The sequence below is a fragment of the Leclercia sp. UBA2479 genome (assembly GCF_002341985.1).
GTDB lineage: Bacteria > Pseudomonadota > Gammaproteobacteria > Enterobacterales > Enterobacteriaceae > Enterobacter > Enterobacter pneumoniae.
Window position 1 is genome coordinate 37,184 of record NZ_DDPB01000011.1, and the last position, 20,781, is coordinate 57,964.

The window sequence follows — 20,781 nt, forward strand, 5'->3', positions numbered from 1 at the left end:
GTGTCACTCCAAACGGAGTAGGTAAACTGAGGATAAATGGAGGCTGAAAAGTTGATCCATACTATGCGCGAGGCCTGCACTTTATGGTGCAATAGCAGGCTTCTCCCTCGTGGTTGCTCAGGAAATACGTTGTGTCAAAACCGAATCGTGATATCCGCCCCTCATCGCTGCCTGCTGGCGTGGTTGAGCAACGGGTACACAGACCCCCTCATATTAACGATGCGATCCCCGATTTTTTGGCAGAAGAGGTACCCGTTGCACTGGTTTACAACGGCATTTCCCATGTGGTGATGATGGCCACTCCCAAGGATCTGGAGCTCTTCGCCATCGGTTTTTCATTATCGGAAGGTATCATTACGCACCCGCAGGAGATCTACGGCATGGACGTCGTCCCGGCCTGTAACGGCCTTGAGGTGCAAATCGAACTCTCAAGCCGCCGTTTTATGGGACTCAAAGAGCGCCGACGTGCGCTGGCAGGGCGAACCGGCTGCGGCGTATGCGGTGTTGAACAGCTTAACGATATTGGTAAACCCGTGGTGCCGCTGCCTTTTACGCAGCGTTTTGAACTCACTCACCTTGATCATGCTCTCCACCATCTCAACGATGTACAACCGATAGGGCAGTTAAGCGGATGCACACATGCCGCCGCCTGGGTATTGCCGTCGGGTGAGATCGCGGGTGGGCATGAAGATGTCGGACGCCATGTGGCACTGGATAAACTGCTGGGCCGCAGAGTGAATGAGAGTGAAGCCTGGCAGCAGGGGGCTGCACTGGTTTCCAGCCGCGCCAGCTACGAGATGGTGCAAAAAGCGGCCATGTGCGGCGTTGAGATCTTGTTTGCGGTATCCGCTGCCACCACCCTGGCGGTAGAGGTGGCCGAGCGTTGCAACCTGACGCTGGTAGGGTTCTGCAAACCGGGAAGAGCCACAATCTATACCCATCCGCAGCGCTTAATTGTTAATCAGTAATTTTGAATATTGTGAGCAAATCCTTCCGCTTTCAGTAGTCCGTGTAAGGGCCTATTATTTATCACATCAAGGCACAACGCCTTACACAGACAACTAACTTAAAGAGTTTATATCATGAAAAGCATCAAAACTTTTGTTGCAGTAATCGCTCTGGCTACCTCTTTCGGTTCTTTCGCAGCCCAGTCAATAACCGCCTCCGCCAGCACCATCGACGGCGCTGAAGCGAAAATCGCCGCCCAGGCACAGCAGGCCGGTGCGTCTTCTTACACCATCACTCAGGCCTTCACGGGTAACCGCGTGCACATGACCGCAGAACTGAATAAATAAGAGCAAAGCATTTGTCGAAAGAGCGCCCCCGGGGCGCTTTTTTTGTTTTGGCGATCCGCTGATTTATTGTTCAGTAATTTTGATTTATTAAAGCAAATCCTTCCGCTTTCAGTTGTTGATGTTCAGGCCTATTATTTATCACATCAAGGCACGGCGCCTTACACAGACAACTAACTTAAAGGGTTTATATCATGAAAAGCATCAAAACTTTTGTTGCAGTAATCGCTCTGACTACCTCTTTCGGTTCTTTCGCTGCCCAGTCGGTTACCGCCTCCGCCAGTACCATCGACGGCGCTGAAGCGAAAATCGCCGCCCAGGCACAGCAGGCCGGTGCGTCTTCTTACACCATTACCCAGGCCTTCGCCGGTAACCGCGTGCACATGACTGCAGAACTGAATAAATAAGAGCAAAGCATTTGTCGAAAGAGCGCCCCCGGGGCGCTTTTTTAGTTTATGCCTGCCAGGCGTAATAACGCTGTTACCACCGCCGCGGCGATGATCACGAAAATCAACGGCACCTTGCGCCAGGCAAGGAATACCGCAAAGGCCACGCCCAACACCCGCGCCATCCCCGAAAAGTGCTCTCCTTCATAGAAGGTGGTCGCCAGCGCCACCGAAAACAGCAATACGGTTGCTGCATCCGACAGCAGCGCCTGGGAGCGTTCAGATAACGCTAACCGACTGCCAAGTTTCGCCCCGCCAAGCCGCATCAGGTAGGTGCCCGCCGACAGCAGGGCGATACCAAGAATAAAGACGGTCATGTTTTCCATTATTTCTTCCTCGTGGCGAGGCCAAACAGAGAGAGCAAGACGGGCAGGCCCACCGGCGCAAAGGGTACCGCAGCCAGCGACAACGCCGCCCCGCTAAAGGCACGAATAAGCGTGGTGCGGTTTTTAAAGGCGGGAACCACTAACGCCAGTAAAATGGCCGGAAACACTGCATCCAGCCCGATGGTTTCCGGCTCTGGCAGCAGTTTGCCGACCATCGCCCCCAGCAGGGTGCCCAGCGGCCAGATAATTGCCACACCCAGCCCGCAGAGCCAGTAGGCCGCTTTGCGCTGTTCTGGCGTTTTTTGTGACAGGCCAAATACCACGCTCTCGTCATTCATAATGTGACAACCCAGCAAGCTCGCGCCGCGCTGGCCCACCAGCTCGCGCACGGTAACGCCAAAAGGCACATGGCGCGCGTTCACCAGAAGACCCGCGGCAGCGGCAGCGAGTGGATTGCCGCCGCTGGCCACAATCCCGATAAACATAAATTCAGAGGCGCCCGCCAGCACGGAAATGGAGAGCAAAAACGGTACCCAGAGGGGGAAGCCATACGCCATTGCCAACGAGCCGTAAGACATCCCTACAACGCCAACAGCCAGACAAACCAGCAGAATGGCCTTTATCGTGTCGCCTTTCAGGCAGGAGAAATGTGGTTTCATACAATTTTAGCCATATCGAACGTATATCCATTATAATGAACGCATCATTGTAGTTTATCAAGATGAACGATTCGTTCGATTTATAGAACACGAGGCCGTTTTATGACGCAGCCAATAAGCGTAATCGCCAAAAGCCTGGTGCGGGAACGTATGCGAACCGGACTTTCTCTGGCGGAAATTGCTCGCCGCGCCGGGATCGCCAAATCTACCCTGTCGCAGCTGGAGTCCGGAAACGGCAATCCCAGTCTGGAGACCTTATGGTCACTTTGTGTGGCACTGGATATTCCCTTTGCGCGCTTGCTTGAGCCACAGCAACCTATTACCCAGGTTATTCGCCGGGGAGAAGGGACGAAAGTGATTGCCGAGCAGGCAAACTATGAGGCAATTTTGTTAGCCACCTGCCCGCCAGGCGCACGACGTGATATCTATATGCTGGCGGCTCAGCCGGGCGCAGACCGTATTTCGCATCCGCATCCACCCGGTTCGGTTGAGCATATTGTTATCACTCAGGGACGGGCAGTGGTGGGCCTGACCGATGCGCCGGAAGAGCTGGGCGAAGGGGATTACATTTGTTATCCCGCCGATCGGCCGCATATTTTTAAAGCCCTTGAGCCAGATACGTTTGCGCTTATGGTGGCGGAACAGAACTAACTTTCAAGACACGGATAATCATGTCGCTTAAAGCCATCGCCAAAGAACTCGGGCTCTCGGTCACCACCGTGAGTCGTGCCCTCAACGGATATGATGACGTTTCTCGCGAGACGCGTGCGCGCGTGGAAGCGGAAGCTCAGCGTCGTGGTTACCGGCCCAATACCTTTGCCCGTCGTCTGAAGATGGGCAAAATTGATGCGGTTGGGCTGGTCTTCCCGGTACATCCTGTTCCGCTCAATAACAGCGTTTTTATGGATATGGTCGGCGAAATTAGCCACGAACTGGCGCGACATGAGATTGACCTGCTGCTGATTGCCGATGACGATCTGGCCGATAAACACAGCTATATGCGCATGGTGCAGAGCCGCCGGGTGGATGCGTTAATCGTGGCGCATACCCTCGATCGCGACCCGCGTCTTGAGCAACTGCAGGCGGCAAATTTCCCCTTCCTTGCCCTCGGCCGCAGCCAGCTACCGCAGCCTTACGCCTGGTTTGATTTCGATAACTATGCCGGTACCCACCAGGCCACCCGCTGGCTCATCGCCAAAGGCCACCGGCGTATCGCATTCCTGGGAGAGAGTAATAACCAGGCCTTTATCACTCAGCGCCGCCAGGGTTATCTTGATGCGTTGCAGGAGGCGGGGCTCTCAGATGAATGGCTGCGCGCTATGCCTCCTTCCCGACGCGAGGGGTATACCGCCACCTGCGATCTGTTGGCCTTACCCGAACCGCCAACGGCGATTATTACCGACTGTAATACCCACGGCGATGGGGCCGCGATGGCGCTTTCCCAGAGGGGACGATTAACGGGCGACAACCCTGTGGCGCTGATTGTTTACGACGGTTTACCGCAGGACAGCATTGTCGCTACCGAGGTGGCGGCAGTGATCCAGTCTACCCGTGAAGGGGTGGGCAGACAGATTGCCGATATGGTTCGTCAGCTGATCAGCGGCGAGGATATCGCCAGATTACAGGTGTTGTGGCAACCCGCCTTCTCACCGGGCGAAACCGCCTAATTTCTCTAAATTTCTAAACCCGATCACAAAACCGAAACGTTTAAGTTTGTATCCGAAACGTTTCGGATCAAGACTCAGATCATCCCGATGACTGGAGATGTCTGATGCAAGATGCCATTTTACGACTCGTAAGCGAGACGGTGGATGTGGTGATAAAAACCCACCCGTTCGCCGAGATTCTTTACTGGGGGCCGCACCTTCGCCACTTTTCGCCGCAGGATGCGGCCACGCTTTCCCGTCCTGTTGCCAATGGCAGACTGGATGTTGACTCCCCTGTAACCCTGATGGCCGAACTGGGTCACGGGTTATTTGGTTCCCCGGGCATTGAGGGGCATCGTCAGGGGATGGATGGCTCGCCGGTCTTTACCACCACCGCCGTCACCCAGCAGGGCCAAAGTCTGACTATCGCGGCAGAAGATACTCACGCCGGTCTGCGCCTGACCAGTGAGATTGACCTGGAGGAGAGCGGTGTACTGCGGGTGCGCCACGGCGTGACCAACCTGCGGCCGCAGGCGTGGCAAGTGGATCGACTGGCTATTACTCTACCGGTGGCAGAGCGGGCGCAGGAGGTCATGGCGTTTCATGGCCGCTGGATCCGCGAGTTCCAGCCTCACCGCCTGCGGCTGGAACATGACAGCTTTGTCATTGAAAACCGCCGCGGCAAAACCTCTCATGAACACTTCCCGGCGCTGATTACCGGCACGCCGTCCTTCAATGAAATGCAGGGCGATGTGTGGGGCGTGCACCTCGGCTGGAGTGGTAACCACCGTCTGCGTGCCGAAGTGAAAACCGACGGGCGGCGTTATCTGCAGGCGGAGGCGCTCTATCTGCCCGGCGAGATAGCGATTGCCGAGGGGAAAACCCTCTGGACGCCGAACCTGTACGCCAGCTACTCCGCGCAGGGGCTGAATGGCATGAGCCAGCAGTTCCACCGCTATTTGCGTGAAAACATTATTCGTTTCCCGGATAACAAACCGCGTCCGGTACACCTCAACACCTGGGAAGGGATCTACTTTAATCACGACCCGGCTTACATCATGCGCATGGCTGACGACGCTGCCGCGCTGGGGGTGGAGCGCTTTATCATCGACGATGGCTGGTTTAAAGGGCGTAACGATGACCATGCCGCGCTGGGGGACTGGTACCTCGACGAGAAAAAATACCCGGACGGCTTAACTCCCGTAGTGCGTCACGTTAAGGCGCTCGGTATGGAGTTTGGCATCTGGGTTGAGCCGGAAATGATCAACTCCAACTCCGATCTCTATCGTGCCCACCCTGACTGGGTGCTGGCGCTGCCGGGCTATGAACAGGCCACGGGCCGCCATCAGCTGGTACTGAACCTCAACATTCCTCAGGCCTTTGACTATCTTCTGGAACGCATGAGCTGGCTGCTGGGCGAGCATCAGGTGGATTACGTGAAGTGGGACATGAACCGCGAGCTGGTTCAGCCAGGCCACAATGGCAAGGCGGCTGCCGACGCGCAAACCCGTCAGTTCTATCGCCTGTTGGATGTCCTGGGCGAGCGGTTCCCGCATATCGAATTTGAATCTTGCTCGTCAGGTGGCGGGCGTATCGACTATGAAGTTCTGACCCGCTGCCACCGTTTCTGGGCGTCGGATAATAACGATGCGCTGGAGCGGAACACCATTCAGCGCGGCATGAGTTACTTCTTCCCGCCAGAGGTGATGGGCGCGCATATCGGTCATCATAAATGCCATGCCACTTTCCGACAGCACAGCATCGCGTTTCGTGGCCTGACGGCGCTCTTTGGCCACATGGGGCTGGAGCTGGATCCGCTAGCGGTGGACGAGCAGGAGCGCGAAGGCTATCGCCATTACGCCGCGCTGTACAAACAGTGGCGCGAGGTGATCCACACCGGCACCCAGTGGCGGATCGATATGCCCGATGCCACGACGCTGGCTACCGGTATAGTGAGCCAGGACCAGGGGCAGGGATTGTTTATCATCAGCCAGCTCCGCATGCCGGACTACACCCTGATGATGCCGCTGCGCATGCCGGGGCTGGAAGCGGGCGCACAGTATCGTATTACGCTTCTCGATCACCCTAACATCCGCCTGACGGGCGAGGGGGGCCATACGATGCGCAAACTTCCGGCATGGATGGACGCGCCGCAAACGGTAAGCGGCGAATGGTTGATGCAGGCAGGGATTGCGTTGCCGGTGCTCGATCCAGAAACCGCCATTTTGATTGGCGTTGAACGCGTGTAAAGGTGAGGGGCCGTGAAGGCGGCCCCCGGTTGAGGATAAAAATAATGAACACGACTGCCTGTACCCACAAAGACAACCCTAATTTCTGGATTTTCGGGTCGTTCTTTTTTCTCTACTTCTTCATTATGGCCACCTGCTTTCCGTTTCTGCCTATCTGGCTGTCGGATATCATCGGTCTGAATAAAACCCATACCGGGATTGTTTTCTCCTGCATCTCGCTCTCTGCGATCGCTTTCCAGCCCGTGCTGGGGGTGATTTCCGACAAGCTGGGGCTGAAAAAACACCTGCTGTGGATCATCGCTATCTTGCTCTTCTTGTTTGCCCCCTTTTTCCTCTACGTATTTGCTCCGCTCCTGAAAACCAATATCTGGCTGGGGGCGCTTAGCGGCGGGCTGTATATCGGTTTCGTCTTCTCGGCGGGATCGGGGGCGATTGAGGCCTACATTGAGCGTGTGAGCCGCAACAGCTTCTTCGAATATGGCAAAGCGCGTATGTTCGGCTGTCTGGGCTGGGGACTGTGCGCCTCGACGGGCGGGATACTATTCAGCATCGATCCGTCGCTTGTCTTCTGGATGGGGTCCGGCGCGGCGCTTTTGCTCATGCTGCTGTTAGTGGTCGCCAAACCAAAACCAAACCAGACGGCGCAGGTGATGAATGCCCTGGGCGCCAACCAGCCGCAGATTACCCTTAAGACCGTGGTGAACCTGTTCCGTCAGCGCAAAATGTGGATGTTTATTCTGTATGTAATTGGCGTGGCCTGCGTCTATGACGTCTTTGATCAGCAGTTTGCCACCTTCTTTAAAACGTTCTTTGCGACCCCTGAAGCGGGCACGCGGGCGTTTGGCTTTGCCACGACGGCAGGGGAACTTTGCAACGCCATCATCATGTTCTGCTCGCCGTGGATCATTAACCGCATTGGCGCGAAAAACACCCTTCTGATTGCCGGGGTGATCATGGCTACGCGTATTATCGGCTCGTCATTCGCCACTACGGCGGTGGAGGTGGTGGCACTGAAGATGCTTCACGCGTTGGAGGTGCCGTTCCTGCTGGTGGGGGCGTTTAAATATATTACCGGCGTCTTTGATACTCGCCTGTCGGCCACCATCTATCTGATTGGCTTCAATTTTGCCAAACAGTTGGCAGCAATCTTCCTCTCCGCATTCGCCGGCAATATGTATGACCGGATCGGCTTCCAGGATACCTATCTGATGCTGGGCTGCTTTGTCCTGGCGGTAACGGCAATCTCGGCGTTTACCCTTACCCATTCGCGTCCTGCGGCGGTGCAGGGGAGTTCCGTGGAGGTAAGCTGAAAAGCGGTGCTGCCGCGATGGCGGCAGCACCGGTCGTTACTCGAGGTAGAACACCTCTTTAAGCTCCGTACTCACCGGGCTGTTGTCCGGGTTAGCGGGCATAACGTCACGCATATGTTTCCACCAGCGCTGGCAGACGTCGGTATGGGCGACGGCGTTCCAGCGCTCTTCCGATTCAATCTCCACGGTCGCAAATAGCAGGTTGCGTTGCTTATCAAGGAAGATGGCGTAGTGATGCGCGCCGTGGTCTTTTAGCACCGCCTCCAGCTCAGGCCAGATGGGCGTGTGGCGGCGTTCGTACTCGTCATGTGCGTCAGGGTTAACCTGCATCACAAAGGCTTTGCGGATCATAATGCCTCCAGGTAGAGCTCGCGCACTTCGTCGCGGCTGGCGGTTCGTGGGTTACAGGGCGCACAGGGATCGGCGAGCGCTTTATCCAGCCAGCCCTCAATATCCGCCTTCGTTACCCCCAGTTTACTGAAACCAGAAGGGATACCTACGCGAGCGCTCAGGGCGCGAATGGCATGGATGGCCTCCATGCTGGCCGCTTCGTCGCTCATCGTGCGGGTATCGACGCCCATCGCCTGCGCCACGCGGGCAAAGCGGGCCACGGCATTCGGGCGGTTAAAGTTTTCGATGATCGGCAGCAGGATGGCATTACACACGCCGTGCGGTAGGTTGTGCGTGGCGCCTGGCTGGTGCGCCAGGGCATGAACCAGACCCAGACCGGCGCTGTTAAACGCCATGCCAGCCAGATACTGACCAAACGCCATCTGCTCGCGGGCTTCAAGATTATGGCCCTCGTCGACCGCTTTCGGCAGCCACAGGGTAATCAGGCGAATCGCTTCCAGCGCGTTGGCGTCGGTGAGCGGGTGCGCGCCGACCGAGACGTAGGCTTCAATGGCGTGGGTCAGGGCATCCATGCCGGTGGCGGCCGTAACGGACGCCGGAATACCCAGCATCACGCTGGCATCGTCCACGGCAATATCCGGGATGATGTTCGGATCAATAATCACCTCTTTCACCTGACGTGCGGAATCGATAATCACCGCGTTGCTGGTCATCTCCGCTGCGGTGCCTGCGGTGGTGTTGATCGCAACCAGCGGCACGCCTGCGTTTTTCACTTTCCCGACGCCGGAATAAGCGGTAGAGGGGCCAGGGTTGGCGGTAAGGATTTTAATCGCTTTAGCGGTATCAATGGGGCTACCGCCGCCGAAGGCAATCACGTAGTCGCATTCCGCCTCCTGGTATGCGGTATACCCTTTCTGCACCAGCGCTTCCGTCGGATTGGGAAACACCTCGTCAAACAGGTGATATGACATTTGATGGGCGTCCAGCGCGGCAAAGAGGCTGTCGAGCAGGCCAAGCTTCACCAGTTGACCATCGGTCACGATCAAGGCTTTACCCCACTGCTTGCTCGCCACCAGGTTGACCATATCGCTGATTGCGCCTGCGCCATGCAGGCTGATTTTGGGAAGCGCCAACATAAAGCTCATGATAATTCTCCTTAATATGATTTTTGGGTAATCCGTTCCCCTCACCCCGTTCCTCTCCTTTGGGAGAGGTTAAATGGCCGCACCAGCGAGTTCCCTCTCCCCTGGGGAGAGGGTTAGGGTGAGGGGGAAATTAAATCCGTCTCCGCTGCATAATTCGCCGGGTGATAATCGGCAGTGAGATCACCACAATCAGCATCGCGCCGATAATCACCGACATCACAATCCCCGGCACGTTGAGCAGGCTCAGGCCAAAGGTCACCAGCCCCATCAGGAAGGCGGCGATAATCACCCCCACCATGCTGCCGGATCCGCCCAGAATGTTTACACCGCCCAGCACCGCCATGGTCACTACCGCCAGCTCCCAGCCCATCGCAATCGTCGGGCGCGTGCTGCCCAGGCGCGAGGTAAGTAACACCGAGGCGAGACCCGCCATCAGCCCCACCAGAGCAAACAGCAGCAGGTTGTGACGCTTCACGTTAATGCCGGAATACCATGCGCCGGTCGGGTTATTGCCAATGGCATAGGTCCGGCGACCAAAGTTGGTGCGATGCAGCACAAAGGCAAACACCGCCGCCAGCACGATAAACAGCGCGAACTCAAACGACAGTGCGCCCCAGACGTAACCCTGCCCAAACCAGGCAAAGCTCTCCGGATAGCTGTTCAGTGCCTGATCGCCCAGCAGGATGTAGGTGATCCCGCGATAGAGGCTCATGGTGCCGATGGTGATGACAATGGAAGATAAGTTAAAGCGCGTCACCAGCCAGCCGTTGAACAGGCCGCACAGCAGCCCGACGCCCAGCCCCACGCAGACCAGCAACGGAGTATCTACGCCCGCCGCTGCGCAAAAGCCCATCACCGTAGAGCTCAGCGCAATGGTAGAGGCCACGGAGAGGTCAATCTCGCGGGCGATAATCAACATCGCCATCGGCAGCACGATGATCGCTTTTTCGGTAAAGTTAAAAGTGGCGTCAGACAGGTTCCAGATATCGAGGAAATAAGGCGATGCGAGGGCATTCACCACAAATACCGCCAGCGTGACCGCCAGCAAGAACCCTTCCCAACACAGCAGTTTCTGGAAAAAACCCGTCGAGGGTGGGGTCGGTTTCATCTCTTCAGTGGTCATAATTTTGCTCATGATTTCACCGCCAGTTTCTGGCGCGCCAGCGCCGCATCGCGCAGAATTAACCGCCCTTTGCGTTTATTGCCGCGCTCGTTGAGCAGCACCGCAATCACAATCACCGTGCCGGAAATGGCCATCTGCCAGAACGGGGACACGCCGATGACCGGCAGGGCATTGTTAATTACCCCGAGGAACAGCGCGCCGAACAGGCAGCCGAGCACGCGACCGGTGCCGCCCATCGTGCTGATACCGCCAATCACGCATGCGGCCACCACCTGCAGCTCAAAGCCGTTAGCCACGTCGACATAGGCCACGGCGAAGCGGGAAATCCACAGATATCCGCAGAACCCTGCCAGCGCACCGGACAGGCAGAAGCTGACAAACTGCATCTTCCCGGCGTTGATGCCGGTGTAGTAGGCCGCCGTAGCGTTACCGCCCGCGGTGTAGAGCGCACGCCCGGTGCGGCTGTAACGCAGGAAATAGCCCACCAGCAACAGCGCGGCAATCGCACACCAGCTCAGTACGGGCAAGCCCAGCACCGCCGCACGCGGCAGGCCGAGGAAATCTGCCCCCATCTGATTGGAGTTCACCCAGCCGCCGCCAGAAAGTAAAAAGATAATCCCACGATAGATGCTCATCGTACCCAGCGTCACCACAATGGCTGGAATACCGAGCTTCCACACCAGCAGCCCGTTGATCATGCCCATCAGCAGGCCGAGCGCCGTGGCCAGAATTAGCAGCGCCCAGACGGGCACATCCGGATGATGGAAATTGATGAGCGCGACGATCATGCCGGTCAGCGCCAGGTTAGCCGCCATCGACAGATCGATGCCTTTGGTGAGCAGCACCATCATCTGGCCGAGGGCGAGAATGATGAGGATGGAGGTATCGTTAAACATCTCCACCAGGTTTCCCGGGGCGATAAACGAGGGCACGCGACTGCCAATGGCGACGATCATCAAAATGATCACCGCGCCCAGCAGCGCTTCACGGTGTTTCAGCAGTTGCCTGACCATTATGCGGCCTCCTGTTTTGCACCGCTGGCGGCGCTGACGATGGTTTCTGCCGTTGCGCCCCCTGCCTGATACTCCGCCACCATCAGCCCTTCGTGCATGACGATAATGCGATCGGCCATACCCATCACTTCCGGCAGTTCTGACGAGACCATAATCACCGCCAGACCCTGACCGACAAGCTCGGACATAAATTGATGAACGGCGGCTTTGGAGCCAATATCAATGCCTTTTGTTGGCTCATCGAGGATGATCACGTCAGGATGTGTCGCCAGCCATTTGCCGATCACCACCTTCTGCTGATTCCCGCCGGAAAGCGTTTCAACCGGCTGTTTCCAGCTAAAGGCTTTCACCTGCAGACGTCTGGCGTACTCATCCGCCAGCTGCCATTCACGATCATGATTTAGCACCCCGTTGGGGTTCATTTTGCCAAGCTGCGGCAGGCTGATGTTCTGCGCAATCGACAGCTCAATGATCGCCCCTTGCTTCTGGCGCTCTTCCGGCACGCAGACGATGCCGGCTTTGATGGCGTCCGACGGCTGGCGGAAATGCTGCGTTTTACCCTTCAGGACGATTTCACCGGAGGAGGGGCGCGAGACGCCAGAGAGGGCCTGCATCAGCTCGGTGCGCCCGGCGCCAACCAGCCCGTAAAAGCCGAGGATTTCGCCTTTGCGCAGGGTAAAGGAGATGTTGGCAAACTCGGTGGGGTGGCACAGGTTTTTCACCTCCAGCACCGTCTCGCCCTTTTCGCACTCCACTTTGGGGAAGGTCTGAGTGATGGCGCGGCCCACCATCATGGCGACCATCCGCTCTTCGGTGATGTCGTTCATCGCGCCGGAACCGACATACACCCCATCGCGCAGAATGGTGTAATGGTCGGCCAGCTCAAAGATTTCGTCGAATTTATGCGAGATGAAGAGGATCGCTTTCCCGTCCTGCTTTAAGCGCTCCACGATCTGATAAAACTCGAGGATTTCGTGCTGCGACAGGGCTGCGGTCGGCTCGTCGAGGATCACCACCTGCGCATCGAAAGACAGCGCGCGGGCGATCGCCACCATGTGCCGCTGGGCGATGCTCAGGGTTTTTAGCGTAGCCCGTGGGTCAATCTGTACCTCCAGTCGGGTGAGGATGGCCTGCGCGCGGCGGTGCATCTCTGACCAGTCGAGTTTTTTAAAAAGGCCTTTATAGAGGTACTGACCGACAAAAATGTTTTCGGTGACCGAGAGTTCATCGAACAGGACGGTTTCCTGATGAATTGCCGTAATGCCGACCTTGTGCGCAGATTCCGGTGTCGGGAGCTGAATAGGGATTGCCTTGTAGAGAATTTCGCCCTCTTCAGGCTGGTAAATGCCGGTCATCACTTTCACCAGCGTGGATTTGCCCGCGCCATTTTCGCCGATAAGGGCGGTGACTTTACCTGGCCAGAGCTCAAGCTGAACGTTCTCAAGGGCACGCACGCCGGGGAAGACCTTGGTGATGCCCTTCAGTTGGAGGAGTGGTGTCATGATAGTTCTCCATATTTATCCCCCCTCACCTCGGGAGAAGGTTAGGGGAAGTGCGGTCTGATGCCCTCACCCCAACCCTCTCCCACAGGGAGAGGGAGAAAGGATTAGAAAATCTTCGAGAACTTATCAATGTTGCTGGCATCGTAAACAAACGGCTCAGCCATGGCGCCGTTGCCATCGGCATCCAGCTTCACTTTGCCCAGTCTGCCCATGCTGGCTTCGCCTTTGGTGGCGGTGCCTTTCACCAGGTCATCCGCCAGATAGGTAGCGGCGTAGCCAAGGTCAATCGGATTCCAGATAGCGAAGCTTTTGCTGGCGCCCGATTTCACCGCGCCCGCCATTTCAGACGGCAGACCTAAACCGGTGACGTACACTTTGCCTATCTTGCCCTGGTCTTTCACCGCCTGGGCGGCGGCGACAATACCTACGGAGGAGGGCGAGACGATCACTTTCAGATCCGGATACGTTTTCAGCAGGCCCACCGCTTCGCGATAGCTCTTATCAGAAAGATCGTCGCCGTAGGCCACGGTCACCAGATTGACGGACGGGTACTGTGGCAGCACCTTTTTCATCTCGGCAATCCAGGTATTCTGGTTGGTTGAGGTGGGGGTGGCGCTCAGTACGGCCACTTCGCCTTTTTCCGCGTTCAGGGCTTTCAGCGCGTCGGCTGCCAGCTTCACGTTGGTTTCGCCGATCAGGGCGTTATTGGAAGGATTCAGGTGGATCTGACGACCGGCTTTCGCCACGCCAGAGTCCCAGGAAACGACTTTAATACCGCGCTGCATCGCTTTTTTCAGCACCGGCACCAGCGCATCAGGATCGTTGGCGGAGATAGCGATCGCATCCACCCCCTGGGCGATCAAACCGTTCAGCACTTCGATCTGCGCTTCAGCGGTGGTGGTGGTCGGCCCGGTATAAATGACTTTAACATCACCTAACTCTTTGGCTGCCTCTTGCGCGCCCACGTTGGCGGCTTCGAAGAACCCATTACCTAACGATTTTGCCACCAGGGCAATTTTAACTTCCGCCAGAGCGGAACCGGACAACGCCAGCGCGGCAACGGTGAGGATCAAGCTTGTCTTTATTTTCATTGCTTTTACTCCACTTGAGTCAGTTGTAGGGATTGCAGGTAAGTTTCGCCCCGTCTCTGTGAGCGGGGCGCGATGTTCTTATTTGTAGAGATCTAACGCCGACTGCATAGGGGTGACGTCAAAGCGTTTGCCCAGCGCAATCAACTCTTCCCGGGTGATGGTCTGTTTCATCCCCCCCATGGAATAGACTTTTACCAGCACTTCTGCGGACTTCTCGGCGGTGTCGATCAGACCGAAGGTTTCATCCAGCGTTGGACCGCTGCCAAATACCCCGTGGAATGGCCACAGCACCAGCGAATGCTTCTGCATCTCTTGCGCAGTGGCTTCGCCGATCTCATCGGTGCCCGGTACCATCCACGGTAAGATGCCAACCCCGTCCGGGAACACCACCAGACACTCGGTACTGCCTTCCCACAGTTTGCGGGTAATGAAGTCGGTATTGTTTTCCAGCACATAGGTCAGGGCGATCAGATTCGTTGCGTGGCAGTGCATGATCACCCGGTCTTTGCCATGAGTCGCCTTAATGCGCTCGCAGTGGGAGAGGAAGTGTGCCGGCAGTTCTGAGGTTGGCACCGCTTCGTTTGTGAGCCCCCAAAGAATGTGGTACCCCGCGCCGTCGCTGTCCACTTTTACCACGCCTAAGTTTGCGGTCGGGTCGAGCTGCACGTTGCGGAAGAACTTACCGGAACCGGTCACGATAAAAGGGGTATTCGCCAGCAAAGGCATAGGCTGGCTCAGCGCGATATAGCGCGGATTCTGGTGAAAATCCGCTTCAAACGGCGCGATATCTGCGTCATCAAGACGCAGCGTCAGGTTACCGCCGTTGCGTTCATCCCAGCCTTTCAGCCAGGCATCGGAAGTGGCTTTAATCATGCCCTGGACGAACCAGGCGTTAGTGATGGTCTGCATAGTTTTCTTTTCCAGTTATCGCGGTGAGGTAACACCCCTCACCCTAACCCTCTCCCCACAGGGGGGAGGGAATTTGAACACCCTCTCCTCTTTGGGGAGAGGGCAGGGGTGAGGGGGCAGTTATCCGCGCTGACTCAGCACGTCTTTCTCATACGCCCGCACGTTATTCAGCCACTGGCTGCCTGCCGGCGTGTCATTACGCTGGCAGTACATCTCCCAGACGGCCTGCCATGGCAGTGATTTTTGCTCTTCCAGCAGCGCCAGACGCGCGGTGTAATCGCCTTGCGCTTCCAGTTTCTTCAGCTCCGCAGTTGGCTCCAGCAGGGCGCGCAGCAGGGCTTTCTTCATATTGCGGGTGCCGATAACCCATGCCGCGATGCGGTTGATAGAGGCATCAAAGAAGTCGAGGCCGATGTGCACGCGGTCGAACAGGTCGTGGCGGATAATCTCGCTGGCAATGGCCTGGGTCTCGTCATCCAGCAGCACGACGTGGTCACTGTCCCAGCGCACCGGGCGGCTTACATGCAGCAGCAGGCGCGGCACGTAGAGCATGGCGGCGGAAATTTTGTCGGAGATCACTTCGGTTGGGTGGAAGTGGCCGGCATCCAGACACAATGCCGTCTGGCGGCTGGTGGCATAACCCATGTAGAACTCGCCGGAGCCCACGGTATAGCTCTCTGCGCCAATGCCGAACAGCTTGCTCTCTACGGCGTCGATGTGGTGCGCCGGGTTAAGCTTCTCGCTGATCGCCTCATCCAGCGCATTCAACAGACGCTGACGCGGCGCGAGGCGGTCGACGGTGATGTCTTTCATGCCGTCCGGGACCCAGATGTTCATCACCGATGGCGTGCCAAGCTGCTCGCCGAAGTAAGCCGAGATACGACGACAGGCCTGCACGTGCTCGATCCAGAACTGGCGAATCTCGTCATCAATATGGGCAAGGGTAAAACCATCCGCGCTGAGCGGGTGGGAGAAGCAGGAGGGGTTAAAATCCAGACCCAGCTTGTTTGCTTTTGCCCACTCCACCCAGTTTTTAAAGTGTTCCGGCTTGATTTTGTTACGGGCGACAGGCTCGTCGGATTCAAGGTAGATGGCATGCAGGTTAAGGCGCTTAGGCCCGGGGATGAGGCTCAGGGCCAACTCCAGATCCGCGCGCAGCTCCCCGGCGTTGCGGGCTTTACCCGGATAGTTGCCGGTTGCCTGAATACCACCCGTCAGTGCGCCGCCTGGGTTCTCGAAGCCTGCGACGTCGTCGCCCTGCCAGCAGTGCATGGAGACCGGCAGACGATCGAGCTGACGGAGCGCCTCCTCGACATCCACGCCCACGGCGGCGAAACGCTGTTTAGCCAGTTCCCAGGCTTGTTCTAATTGAGTGGTCATGCGCAAAGCTCCTTTGTCAGTCGGTTTTGCTGAAACTGTGCCCGGTAGCGGGCAATTTCATGGCAGGAATTAGGGGTGAACGTGGTGAGGTTGTCGTTGTGACTGACCAGCGTTCGGAATTCATCGACGCTACGCAGCTCATCCAGGGTCATGAGCTGGATACCGATATTGCCGAGCGTAGAGGCTTCAATCGGCCCGGCAATCACCGTGATCCCGCAGGCGTCGGCGCAAAGCTGATTCAGCAGCGCGTTCTGGCAGCCGCCGCCCACAATGTGCAACTGGCTAAACGGTTTGCCGCGTAGTGCCGCCAGTTCGCTCAGTACGTCGGCATAGAGCAGGGCGAGGCTGTCGAAGATGCAGCGCGCTAATTCAGCCGGCAGATGAGGCACCGGTTGATGGCTTTCACGGCAGGCACTCTGGATTTCGCTGCTCATATTTGCCGGGTTGATAAAACGATCATCATTGGGGTTGATCAGGAAGCGGCAGGGCACCAGCCTTTCGGTCTCTGCAATCAGCGCAGGCAGGTCGCTGATGGCCTGCTCTTTCAGCACCCGCTGAAGCAGCCAGAGCCCCATAATATTTTTCAGCACCCGGTAGCGCCCTTCGGCGCCGCCTTCGTTAGTGATATTGGCCGCCAGCGCCTTCTCGCAGGTGTAGGGGGTTTTGCTCTCAAAGCCCATCAGCGACCAGGTGCCGGAAGAGAGATACGCCGCATCCTGATCGGCCAGCGGCGCTGCAATCACGGCGCTGGCGGTATCATGGCTGGCGACGGCCACCACCGGGATAGCGTTGCCCTGCGGGCTGCCCCATTGGCCAATCACGTTGCCCGGGTGAGTCGGGGTGCCAAACCACTGGGGAGATGCCCCCGTCCAGTTCAACAGGTTCTCATCCCAGGTATCAGAATTGATATTCACCAGCTGCGTGGTAGTGGCATTGGTGTACTCCCAGTTCATGTTCCCGGTCAGCCGGTAGCTGAAGTAGTCCGGGATCATCAGCGCATGGGCAACCTGTGCCGTCAGCTCTGGCTGCTGCTCCACCAGTGCACGCAATTGATACAGAGTGTTGAAAGGGAGAAATTGAATGCCGCTGCGGCCGTAGATGTCGGCTTTACCTAACTGCTCCACGGCACGAGCCATGACGCCGTCTGTACGGGCATCACGATATGAAACAGGCAGGCCAACGCGCTCACCGTTGTGGCCCAGCAGCACGATATCCACTCCCCAGGTATCAATGCCGATACTGTCGATACGCATACCCTCATCGCACACCTTAGTCAGGCCGGTACGGATTTCCGCCTCCAGGCTATCGATATCCCAGATATCAAAACCGTCCTGCTTCTGCAGGCAGTTTACAAAGCGGTGGATTTCGCGTAGCGAAAGTGTGCGCTGAGCAGGTTCATAGCGGGCCAGCATGACGCGGCCGCTGGAGGCACCTAAATCGACAGCCACACAATGGCGAACAGTCATGGTCAGATCCTTTCTTAAGTCATTAGCGGAGAGTGTAAGAAAGGGAAGAAAAACAGACCTTCTTGCCACTGACAGGCAAAATCGGCAGCTGGCAAGAAAGCGAAGGTGAACGTGAGAGAGTTCACAGTTTCCAGTTATCCCCGGGAATTCAGGAGATGTGACCCTGACCGCATTTCCCGATCTTTCCGCGCGTTTCTTAAAAAACCGACAGGCTTTGCGCACTTTGCTGTCAAAAATTTAAGGTGAGTTCGCAGGGGCTTAATTACTATTTTGAGAACATTTCTCATTCGTAGGGGCCGTTATGACCGTACTGCACAGCGTGGATTTTTTCCCTTCTGGAGGTTCGCCAGTCGCGATCGAGCCACGGCTTCCTCAGGCGGCGTTTCCAGAACACCATCATGATTTTCATGAGATTGTGATTGTGGAACACGGCACCGGCATACACGTATTCAACGGCCAGCCCTATACCATTAGCGGCGGTACCGTCTGCTTTGTGCGCGATCATGATCGGCATTTATATGAACATACCGACAACCTCTGCCTGACCAATGTTCTCTACCGTTCGCCAGAGGCGTTCCAGTTTCTGTCGGGACTGAATAAGCTGTTGCCGCAGGAGCAGGACGGCCATTATCCGTCGCACTGGCGTGTTAACCAGTCCACCTTACAGCAGGTGAGGCAGTTGGTAAGCCAGATGGAGAGGATGGACGCTGGCGGGGATACCCATGCGATCGCCAGTTATGAGTTGCTGTTTATGCAGCTGCTGGTCCTGCTGCGCCGTAGCAGCCTGATGGAAAAGGCGGGCAATAACGATGAGCGTCTTAATCAGCTGATGGCGTGGCTGGAAGACCATTTTGCCGAAGATGTGTGCTGGGAAACGCTGGCAGATAACTTTTCGCTTTCGCTGCGCACCCTGCATCGCCAGCTGAAACAGCACACCGGGTCAACGCCACAGCGCTATCTCAACCGTTTACGCCTGATTAAGGCGCGTCATCTGTTGCGCCACACCGATGAGAGCGTGACAGATATCGCTTATCGCTGCGGTTTCGGCGACAGTAACCATTTTTCAACGCTATTTCGCCGGGAATTTAACTGGTCCCCGCGCGACATTCGCCAGGGCCGGGATACGCCGCTTCAGTAACGCGAGGAAAATCACCGTTTTTTCAGCGTAAATGGCCGATAATAAGCGGTTATTAGTCGTTGAGGTGTACCGTGGCCGCTCAGTTGATCCTCCGCAAAGCCGACTTTTTTGCCGGTGCCGACCAGGCCGTTGCCGTGGCGGATCGCTACCCGCAAAATGTCTTTGCCGAGCATACCCATGAGTTTTGCGAAATGGTTTTGGTCTGGCGAGGCAACGGGCTTCACGTGCTTAATGACCGTCCTTATCGCATCACCCGCGGTGACCTGTTTTACATTCGCGCCGAAGATAAACACTCCTACGCTTCTGTTAACGACCTGGTGTTGCAGAACGTTATCTACTGCCCTGAAAGGCTGAAGCTCAACGTCGACTGGGCGGCGGCTATTCCGCGTTTTACTGAGGCGCGCGGCGAACCGCACTGGCGACTGAGCAGTAACGGCATGACTCAGGTTCGACAGGTGATTGCCCAACTGGAGCAAGAGAGCCAGAAGAGTGATCCCCTTGCTAACTCAATGTCTGAACTCCTTTTCGCGCAGCTGGTGATGACGCTTAAGCGCTTTCGTTACGCCACCGATCACCCTTCAGCGAATGAGCAGGAAGCCCTGCTCGACAAACTCATCACCGCTCTGGCGGGCAGCCTGAACCGCAGCTTTGTGCTGGAGAAGTTCTGCGAGCAGGAGCAGTGCAGCGAGCGGGCATTGCGTCAGCAGTTCCGCACGCAGACCGGTATGACGGTTAATCATTACCTGCGCCAGCTGCGGATCTGCCACGCACAATACCTGTTGCAGCACACGGAACTGATGGTGAGTGAGGTGGCGATGCGCTGCGGTTTTGAGGACAGTAACTACTTCTCCGTGGTGTTCAACCGCGAAGTGGGCATGACGCCGGTCCAGTGGCGCCAGCGCAGCCGCAAGGCGGCATGATCGCCCCGTCATTCAGTCATTTATAATAAATTAATAACCACACAAAGAGTGCGGCATTGATAATCATTTTCAATATCATTTAATTAACTATAATGAACCAACTGCTTACGCGGCATTAACAGCTGTGCCGCCCGACACTAATGGAGAGGATTATGAGTTATACACTGCCATCCCTGCCGTATGCCTATGACGCACTGGAACCGCATTTCGACAAGCAGACGATGGAAATCCATCACACTAAACACCACCAGACTTACGTGAACAACGCGAACGCTGCGCTGGAAAGCCTGCCAGAGTTCGCTAACCTGCCGGTTGAAGAGCTGATCACCAAACTTGACCAGCTGCCAGCCGACAAAAAAACCGTACTGCGTAACAACGCAGGTGGTCACGCTAACCACAGCCTGTTCTGGAAAGGCCTGAAAACTGGCACCACCCTGCAGGGCGACCTGAAAGCCGCTATCGAGCGTGACTTCGGTTCCGTGGACAACTTCAAAGCTGAGTTTGAAAAAGCCGCTGCGACCCGTTTCGGCTCTGGCTGGGCGTGGCTGGTGCTGAAAGGCGACAAACTGGCGGTAGTTTCTACTGCTAACCAGGACTCCCCGCTGATGGGTGAAGCAATCTCTGGTGCATCCGGTTTCCCAATCCTGGGTCTGGACGTGTGGGAACACGCTTACTACCTGAAGTTCCAGAACCGTCGCCCTGACTACATCAAAGCCTTCTGGGATGTCGTGAACTGGGACGAAGCTGCTGCGCGTTTCGCTGCTAAAAAATAAGGTTGCATTGACCTGAATGAGAAGCGAGTCTGATGACTCGCT

General features: G+C 56.6%; 21 protein-coding genes. 10 read left to right on the forward strand and 11 right to left on the reverse strand.

The window, feature by feature from the left end:
• Nucleotides 1-131 precede the first annotated feature (131 nt).
• The 3 genes from fdhD (at nt 132) to B3B59_RS17050 (ending at nt 1,699) form a co-directional block, all read left to right on the forward strand.
• The gene (fdhD, locus tag B3B59_RS17040) at nt 132-968 is read left to right on the forward strand and encodes a formate dehydrogenase accessory sulfurtransferase FdhD (RefSeq protein WP_040077970.1); all 837 of its coding nucleotides are present in this window, start codon (nt 132-134) and stop codon (nt 966-968) included.
• Nucleotides 969-1,082: 114 nt separating this feature from the next.
• A complete protein-coding gene (locus B3B59_RS17045) occupies nt 1,083-1,295 on the forward strand; it encodes a YdgH/BhsA/McbA-like domain containing protein (protein WP_040077971.1) in 213 nt (70 codons plus the stop codon).
• A 191-nt stretch (nt 1,296-1,486) separates the two neighbouring features.
• Nucleotides 1,487-1,699, forward strand: a complete 213-nt coding sequence (locus tag B3B59_RS17050; RefSeq protein WP_286809601.1) for a YdgH/BhsA/McbA-like domain containing protein — start codon at nt 1,487-1,489, stop codon at nt 1,697-1,699.
• A 41-nt stretch (nt 1,700-1,740) separates the two neighbouring features.
• Here the strand turns inward: B3B59_RS17050 and B3B59_RS17055 are convergent, their stop codons facing one another.
• Complete coding sequence (locus B3B59_RS17055) at nt 1,741-2,064, reverse strand: AzlD domain-containing protein (protein WP_040077973.1); 324 nt, start codon at nt 2,062-2,064, stop codon at nt 1,741-1,743.
• Nucleotides 2,064-2,723 carry an AzlC family ABC transporter permease gene (locus B3B59_RS17060; RefSeq protein ID WP_040077975.1) on the reverse strand — a complete coding sequence of 220 codons (660 nt, stop codon included), beginning with the start codon at nt 2,721-2,723 and terminating at the stop codon, nt 2,064-2,066. The genes B3B59_RS17055 and B3B59_RS17060 overlap by 1 nt, the downstream gene beginning before the upstream one ends.
• 102 nt (nt 2,724-2,825) lie before the next feature.
• Here B3B59_RS17060 and B3B59_RS17065 point away from each other — a divergent pair, with 102 nt between their 5' ends.
• From B3B59_RS17065 to B3B59_RS17080, 4 genes are all read left to right on the forward strand, one after another.
• Complete coding sequence (locus B3B59_RS17065) at nt 2,826-3,374, forward strand: helix-turn-helix domain-containing protein (protein WP_046886190.1); 549 nt, start codon at nt 2,826-2,828, stop codon at nt 3,372-3,374.
• Between the two features lie 20 nt (nt 3,375-3,394).
• Complete coding sequence (locus B3B59_RS17070) at nt 3,395-4,390, forward strand: LacI family DNA-binding transcriptional regulator (RefSeq protein ID WP_286809602.1); 996 nt, start codon at nt 3,395-3,397, stop codon at nt 4,388-4,390.
• 104 nt (nt 4,391-4,494) lie between these two features.
• Nucleotides 4,495-6,618 (forward strand): alpha-galactosidase, encoded by a 2,124-nt coding sequence (locus B3B59_RS17075; protein ID WP_286809603.1) that lies wholly within the window; start codon nt 4,495-4,497, stop codon nt 6,616-6,618.
• Nucleotides 6,619-6,662: 44 nt separating this feature from the next.
• Nucleotides 6,663-7,928 carry an MFS transporter gene (locus B3B59_RS17080; RefSeq protein WP_046886193.1) on the forward strand — a complete coding sequence of 422 codons (1,266 nt, stop codon included), beginning with the start codon at nt 6,663-6,665 and terminating at the stop codon, nt 7,926-7,928.
• A 36-nt stretch (nt 7,929-7,964) separates the two neighbouring features.
• Here B3B59_RS17080 and rhaM read toward each other — a convergent pair whose 3' ends face one another.
• The 9 genes from rhaM to rhaB form a co-directional block, all read right to left on the reverse strand.
• A complete protein-coding gene (gene rhaM, locus B3B59_RS17085; RefSeq protein ID WP_040077982.1) occupies nt 7,965-8,279 on the reverse strand; it encodes an L-rhamnose mutarotase in 315 nt (104 codons plus the stop codon).
• Nucleotides 8,276-9,424 carry a lactaldehyde reductase gene (fucO, locus tag B3B59_RS17090; RefSeq protein ID WP_286809604.1) on the reverse strand — a complete coding sequence of 383 codons (1,149 nt, stop codon included), beginning with the start codon at nt 9,422-9,424 and terminating at the stop codon, nt 8,276-8,278. Before fucO ends, rhaM begins: the two co-directional genes overlap by 4 nt.
• 130 nt (nt 9,425-9,554) lie before the next feature.
• Nucleotides 9,555-10,559, reverse strand: coding sequence for an ABC transporter permease (locus B3B59_RS17095; protein WP_207292645.1), 1,005 nt, complete (start codon nt 10,557-10,559; stop codon nt 9,555-9,557).
• A complete protein-coding gene (locus B3B59_RS17100; protein ID WP_286809605.1) occupies nt 10,556-11,560 on the reverse strand; it encodes an ABC transporter permease in 1,005 nt (334 codons plus the stop codon). The genes B3B59_RS17095 and B3B59_RS17100 overlap by 4 nt, the downstream gene beginning before the upstream one ends.
• Nucleotides 11,560-13,062 carry a sugar ABC transporter ATP-binding protein gene (locus B3B59_RS17105; protein WP_040077989.1) on the reverse strand — a complete coding sequence of 501 codons (1,503 nt, stop codon included), beginning with the start codon at nt 13,060-13,062 and terminating at the stop codon, nt 11,560-11,562. The genes B3B59_RS17100 and B3B59_RS17105 overlap by 1 nt, the downstream gene beginning before the upstream one ends.
• A gap of 104 nt (nt 13,063-13,166) precedes the next feature.
• On the reverse strand, nt 13,167-14,153 hold the full coding sequence (gene rhaS, locus B3B59_RS17110; RefSeq protein WP_046886197.1) for a rhamnose ABC transporter substrate-binding protein: 987 nt from the start codon (nt 14,151-14,153) through the stop codon (nt 13,167-13,169).
• 78 nt (nt 14,154-14,231) lie between these two features.
• Complete coding sequence (gene rhaD, locus B3B59_RS17115) at nt 14,232-15,062, reverse strand: rhamnulose-1-phosphate aldolase (protein WP_040077991.1); 831 nt, start codon at nt 15,060-15,062, stop codon at nt 14,232-14,234.
• A gap of 120 nt (nt 15,063-15,182) precedes the next feature.
• Complete coding sequence (gene rhaA, locus B3B59_RS17120; RefSeq protein ID WP_286809606.1) at nt 15,183-16,442, reverse strand: L-rhamnose isomerase; 1,260 nt, start codon at nt 16,440-16,442, stop codon at nt 15,183-15,185.
• Nucleotides 16,439-17,908, reverse strand: a complete 1,470-nt coding sequence (gene rhaB / locus B3B59_RS17125) for a rhamnulokinase (RefSeq protein WP_286809607.1) — start codon at nt 17,906-17,908, stop codon at nt 16,439-16,441. The genes rhaA and rhaB overlap by 4 nt, the downstream gene beginning before the upstream one ends.
• 301 nt (nt 17,909-18,209) lie before the next feature.
• Between rhaB and rhaS (B3B59_RS17130) the strand changes: the two genes are divergently transcribed.
• From rhaS (B3B59_RS17130) to sodA, 3 genes are all read left to right on the forward strand, one after another.
• On the forward strand, nt 18,210-19,046 hold the full coding sequence (gene rhaS, locus B3B59_RS17130; protein ID WP_286809608.1) for an HTH-type transcriptional activator RhaS: 837 nt from the start codon (nt 18,210-18,212) through the stop codon (nt 19,044-19,046).
• 71 nt (nt 19,047-19,117) lie between these two features.
• Nucleotides 19,118-19,966, forward strand: coding sequence for an HTH-type transcriptional activator RhaR (gene rhaR / locus B3B59_RS17135; protein WP_233804084.1), 849 nt, complete (start codon nt 19,118-19,120; stop codon nt 19,964-19,966).
• Nucleotides 19,967-20,118: 152 nt separating this feature from the next.
• Nucleotides 20,119-20,739, forward strand: a complete 621-nt coding sequence (gene sodA, locus B3B59_RS17140) for a superoxide dismutase [Mn] (protein ID WP_003861999.1) — start codon at nt 20,119-20,121, stop codon at nt 20,737-20,739.
• Nucleotides 20,740-20,781: the final 42 nt, after the last annotated feature.

Coding starts and splice junctions, on each gene's coding strand:
- B3B59_RS17055 (WP_040077973.1), bottom strand. CDS start 2,064: ATGGAAAACATGACCGTCTTTATTCTTGGTATCGCCCTGCTGTCGGCG.
- B3B59_RS17060 (WP_040077975.1), bottom strand. CDS start 2,723: ATGAAACCACATTTCTCCTGCCTGAAAGGCGACACGATAAAGGCCATT.
- rhaS (WP_046886197.1), bottom strand. CDS start 14,153: ATGAAAATAAAGACAAGCTTGATCCTCACCGTTGCCGCGCTGGCGTTG.
- rhaB (WP_286809607.1), bottom strand. CDS start 17,908: ATGACTGTTCGCCATTGTGTGGCTGTCGATTTAGGTGCCTCCAGCGGC.
- B3B59_RS17070 (WP_286809602.1), top strand. CDS start 3,395: ATGTCGCTTAAAGCCATCGCCAAAGAACTCGGGCTCTCGGTCACCACC.
- fucO (WP_286809604.1), bottom strand. CDS start 9,424: ATGAGCTTTATGTTGGCGCTTCCCAAAATCAGCCTGCATGGCGCAGGC.
- B3B59_RS17095 (WP_207292645.1), bottom strand. CDS start 10,559: ATGAGCAAAATTATGACCACTGAAGAGATGAAACCGACCCCACCCTCG.
- sodA (WP_003861999.1), top strand. CDS start 20,119: ATGAGTTATACACTGCCATCCCTGCCGTATGCCTATGACGCACTGGAA.
- rhaS (WP_286809608.1), top strand. CDS start 18,210: ATGACCGTACTGCACAGCGTGGATTTTTTCCCTTCTGGAGGTTCGCCA.
- B3B59_RS17075 (WP_286809603.1), top strand. CDS start 4,495: ATGCAAGATGCCATTTTACGACTCGTAAGCGAGACGGTGGATGTGGTG.
- rhaM (WP_040077982.1), bottom strand. CDS start 8,279: ATGATCCGCAAAGCCTTTGTGATGCAGGTTAACCCTGACGCACATGAC.
- rhaA (WP_286809606.1), bottom strand. CDS start 16,442: ATGACCACTCAATTAGAACAAGCCTGGGAACTGGCTAAACAGCGTTTC.
- B3B59_RS17100 (WP_286809605.1), bottom strand. CDS start 11,560: ATGGTCAGGCAACTGCTGAAACACCGTGAAGCGCTGCTGGGCGCGGTG.
- rhaD (WP_040077991.1), bottom strand. CDS start 15,062: ATGCAGACCATCACTAACGCCTGGTTCGTCCAGGGCATGATTAAAGCC.
- B3B59_RS17080 (WP_046886193.1), top strand. CDS start 6,663: ATGAACACGACTGCCTGTACCCACAAAGACAACCCTAATTTCTGGATT.
- B3B59_RS17065 (WP_046886190.1), top strand. CDS start 2,826: ATGACGCAGCCAATAAGCGTAATCGCCAAAAGCCTGGTGCGGGAACGT.
- B3B59_RS17105 (WP_040077989.1), bottom strand. CDS start 13,062: ATGACACCACTCCTCCAACTGAAGGGCATCACCAAGGTCTTCCCCGGC.
- B3B59_RS17050 (WP_286809601.1), top strand. CDS start 1,487: ATGAAAAGCATCAAAACTTTTGTTGCAGTAATCGCTCTGACTACCTCT.
- B3B59_RS17045 (WP_040077971.1), top strand. CDS start 1,083: ATGAAAAGCATCAAAACTTTTGTTGCAGTAATCGCTCTGGCTACCTCT.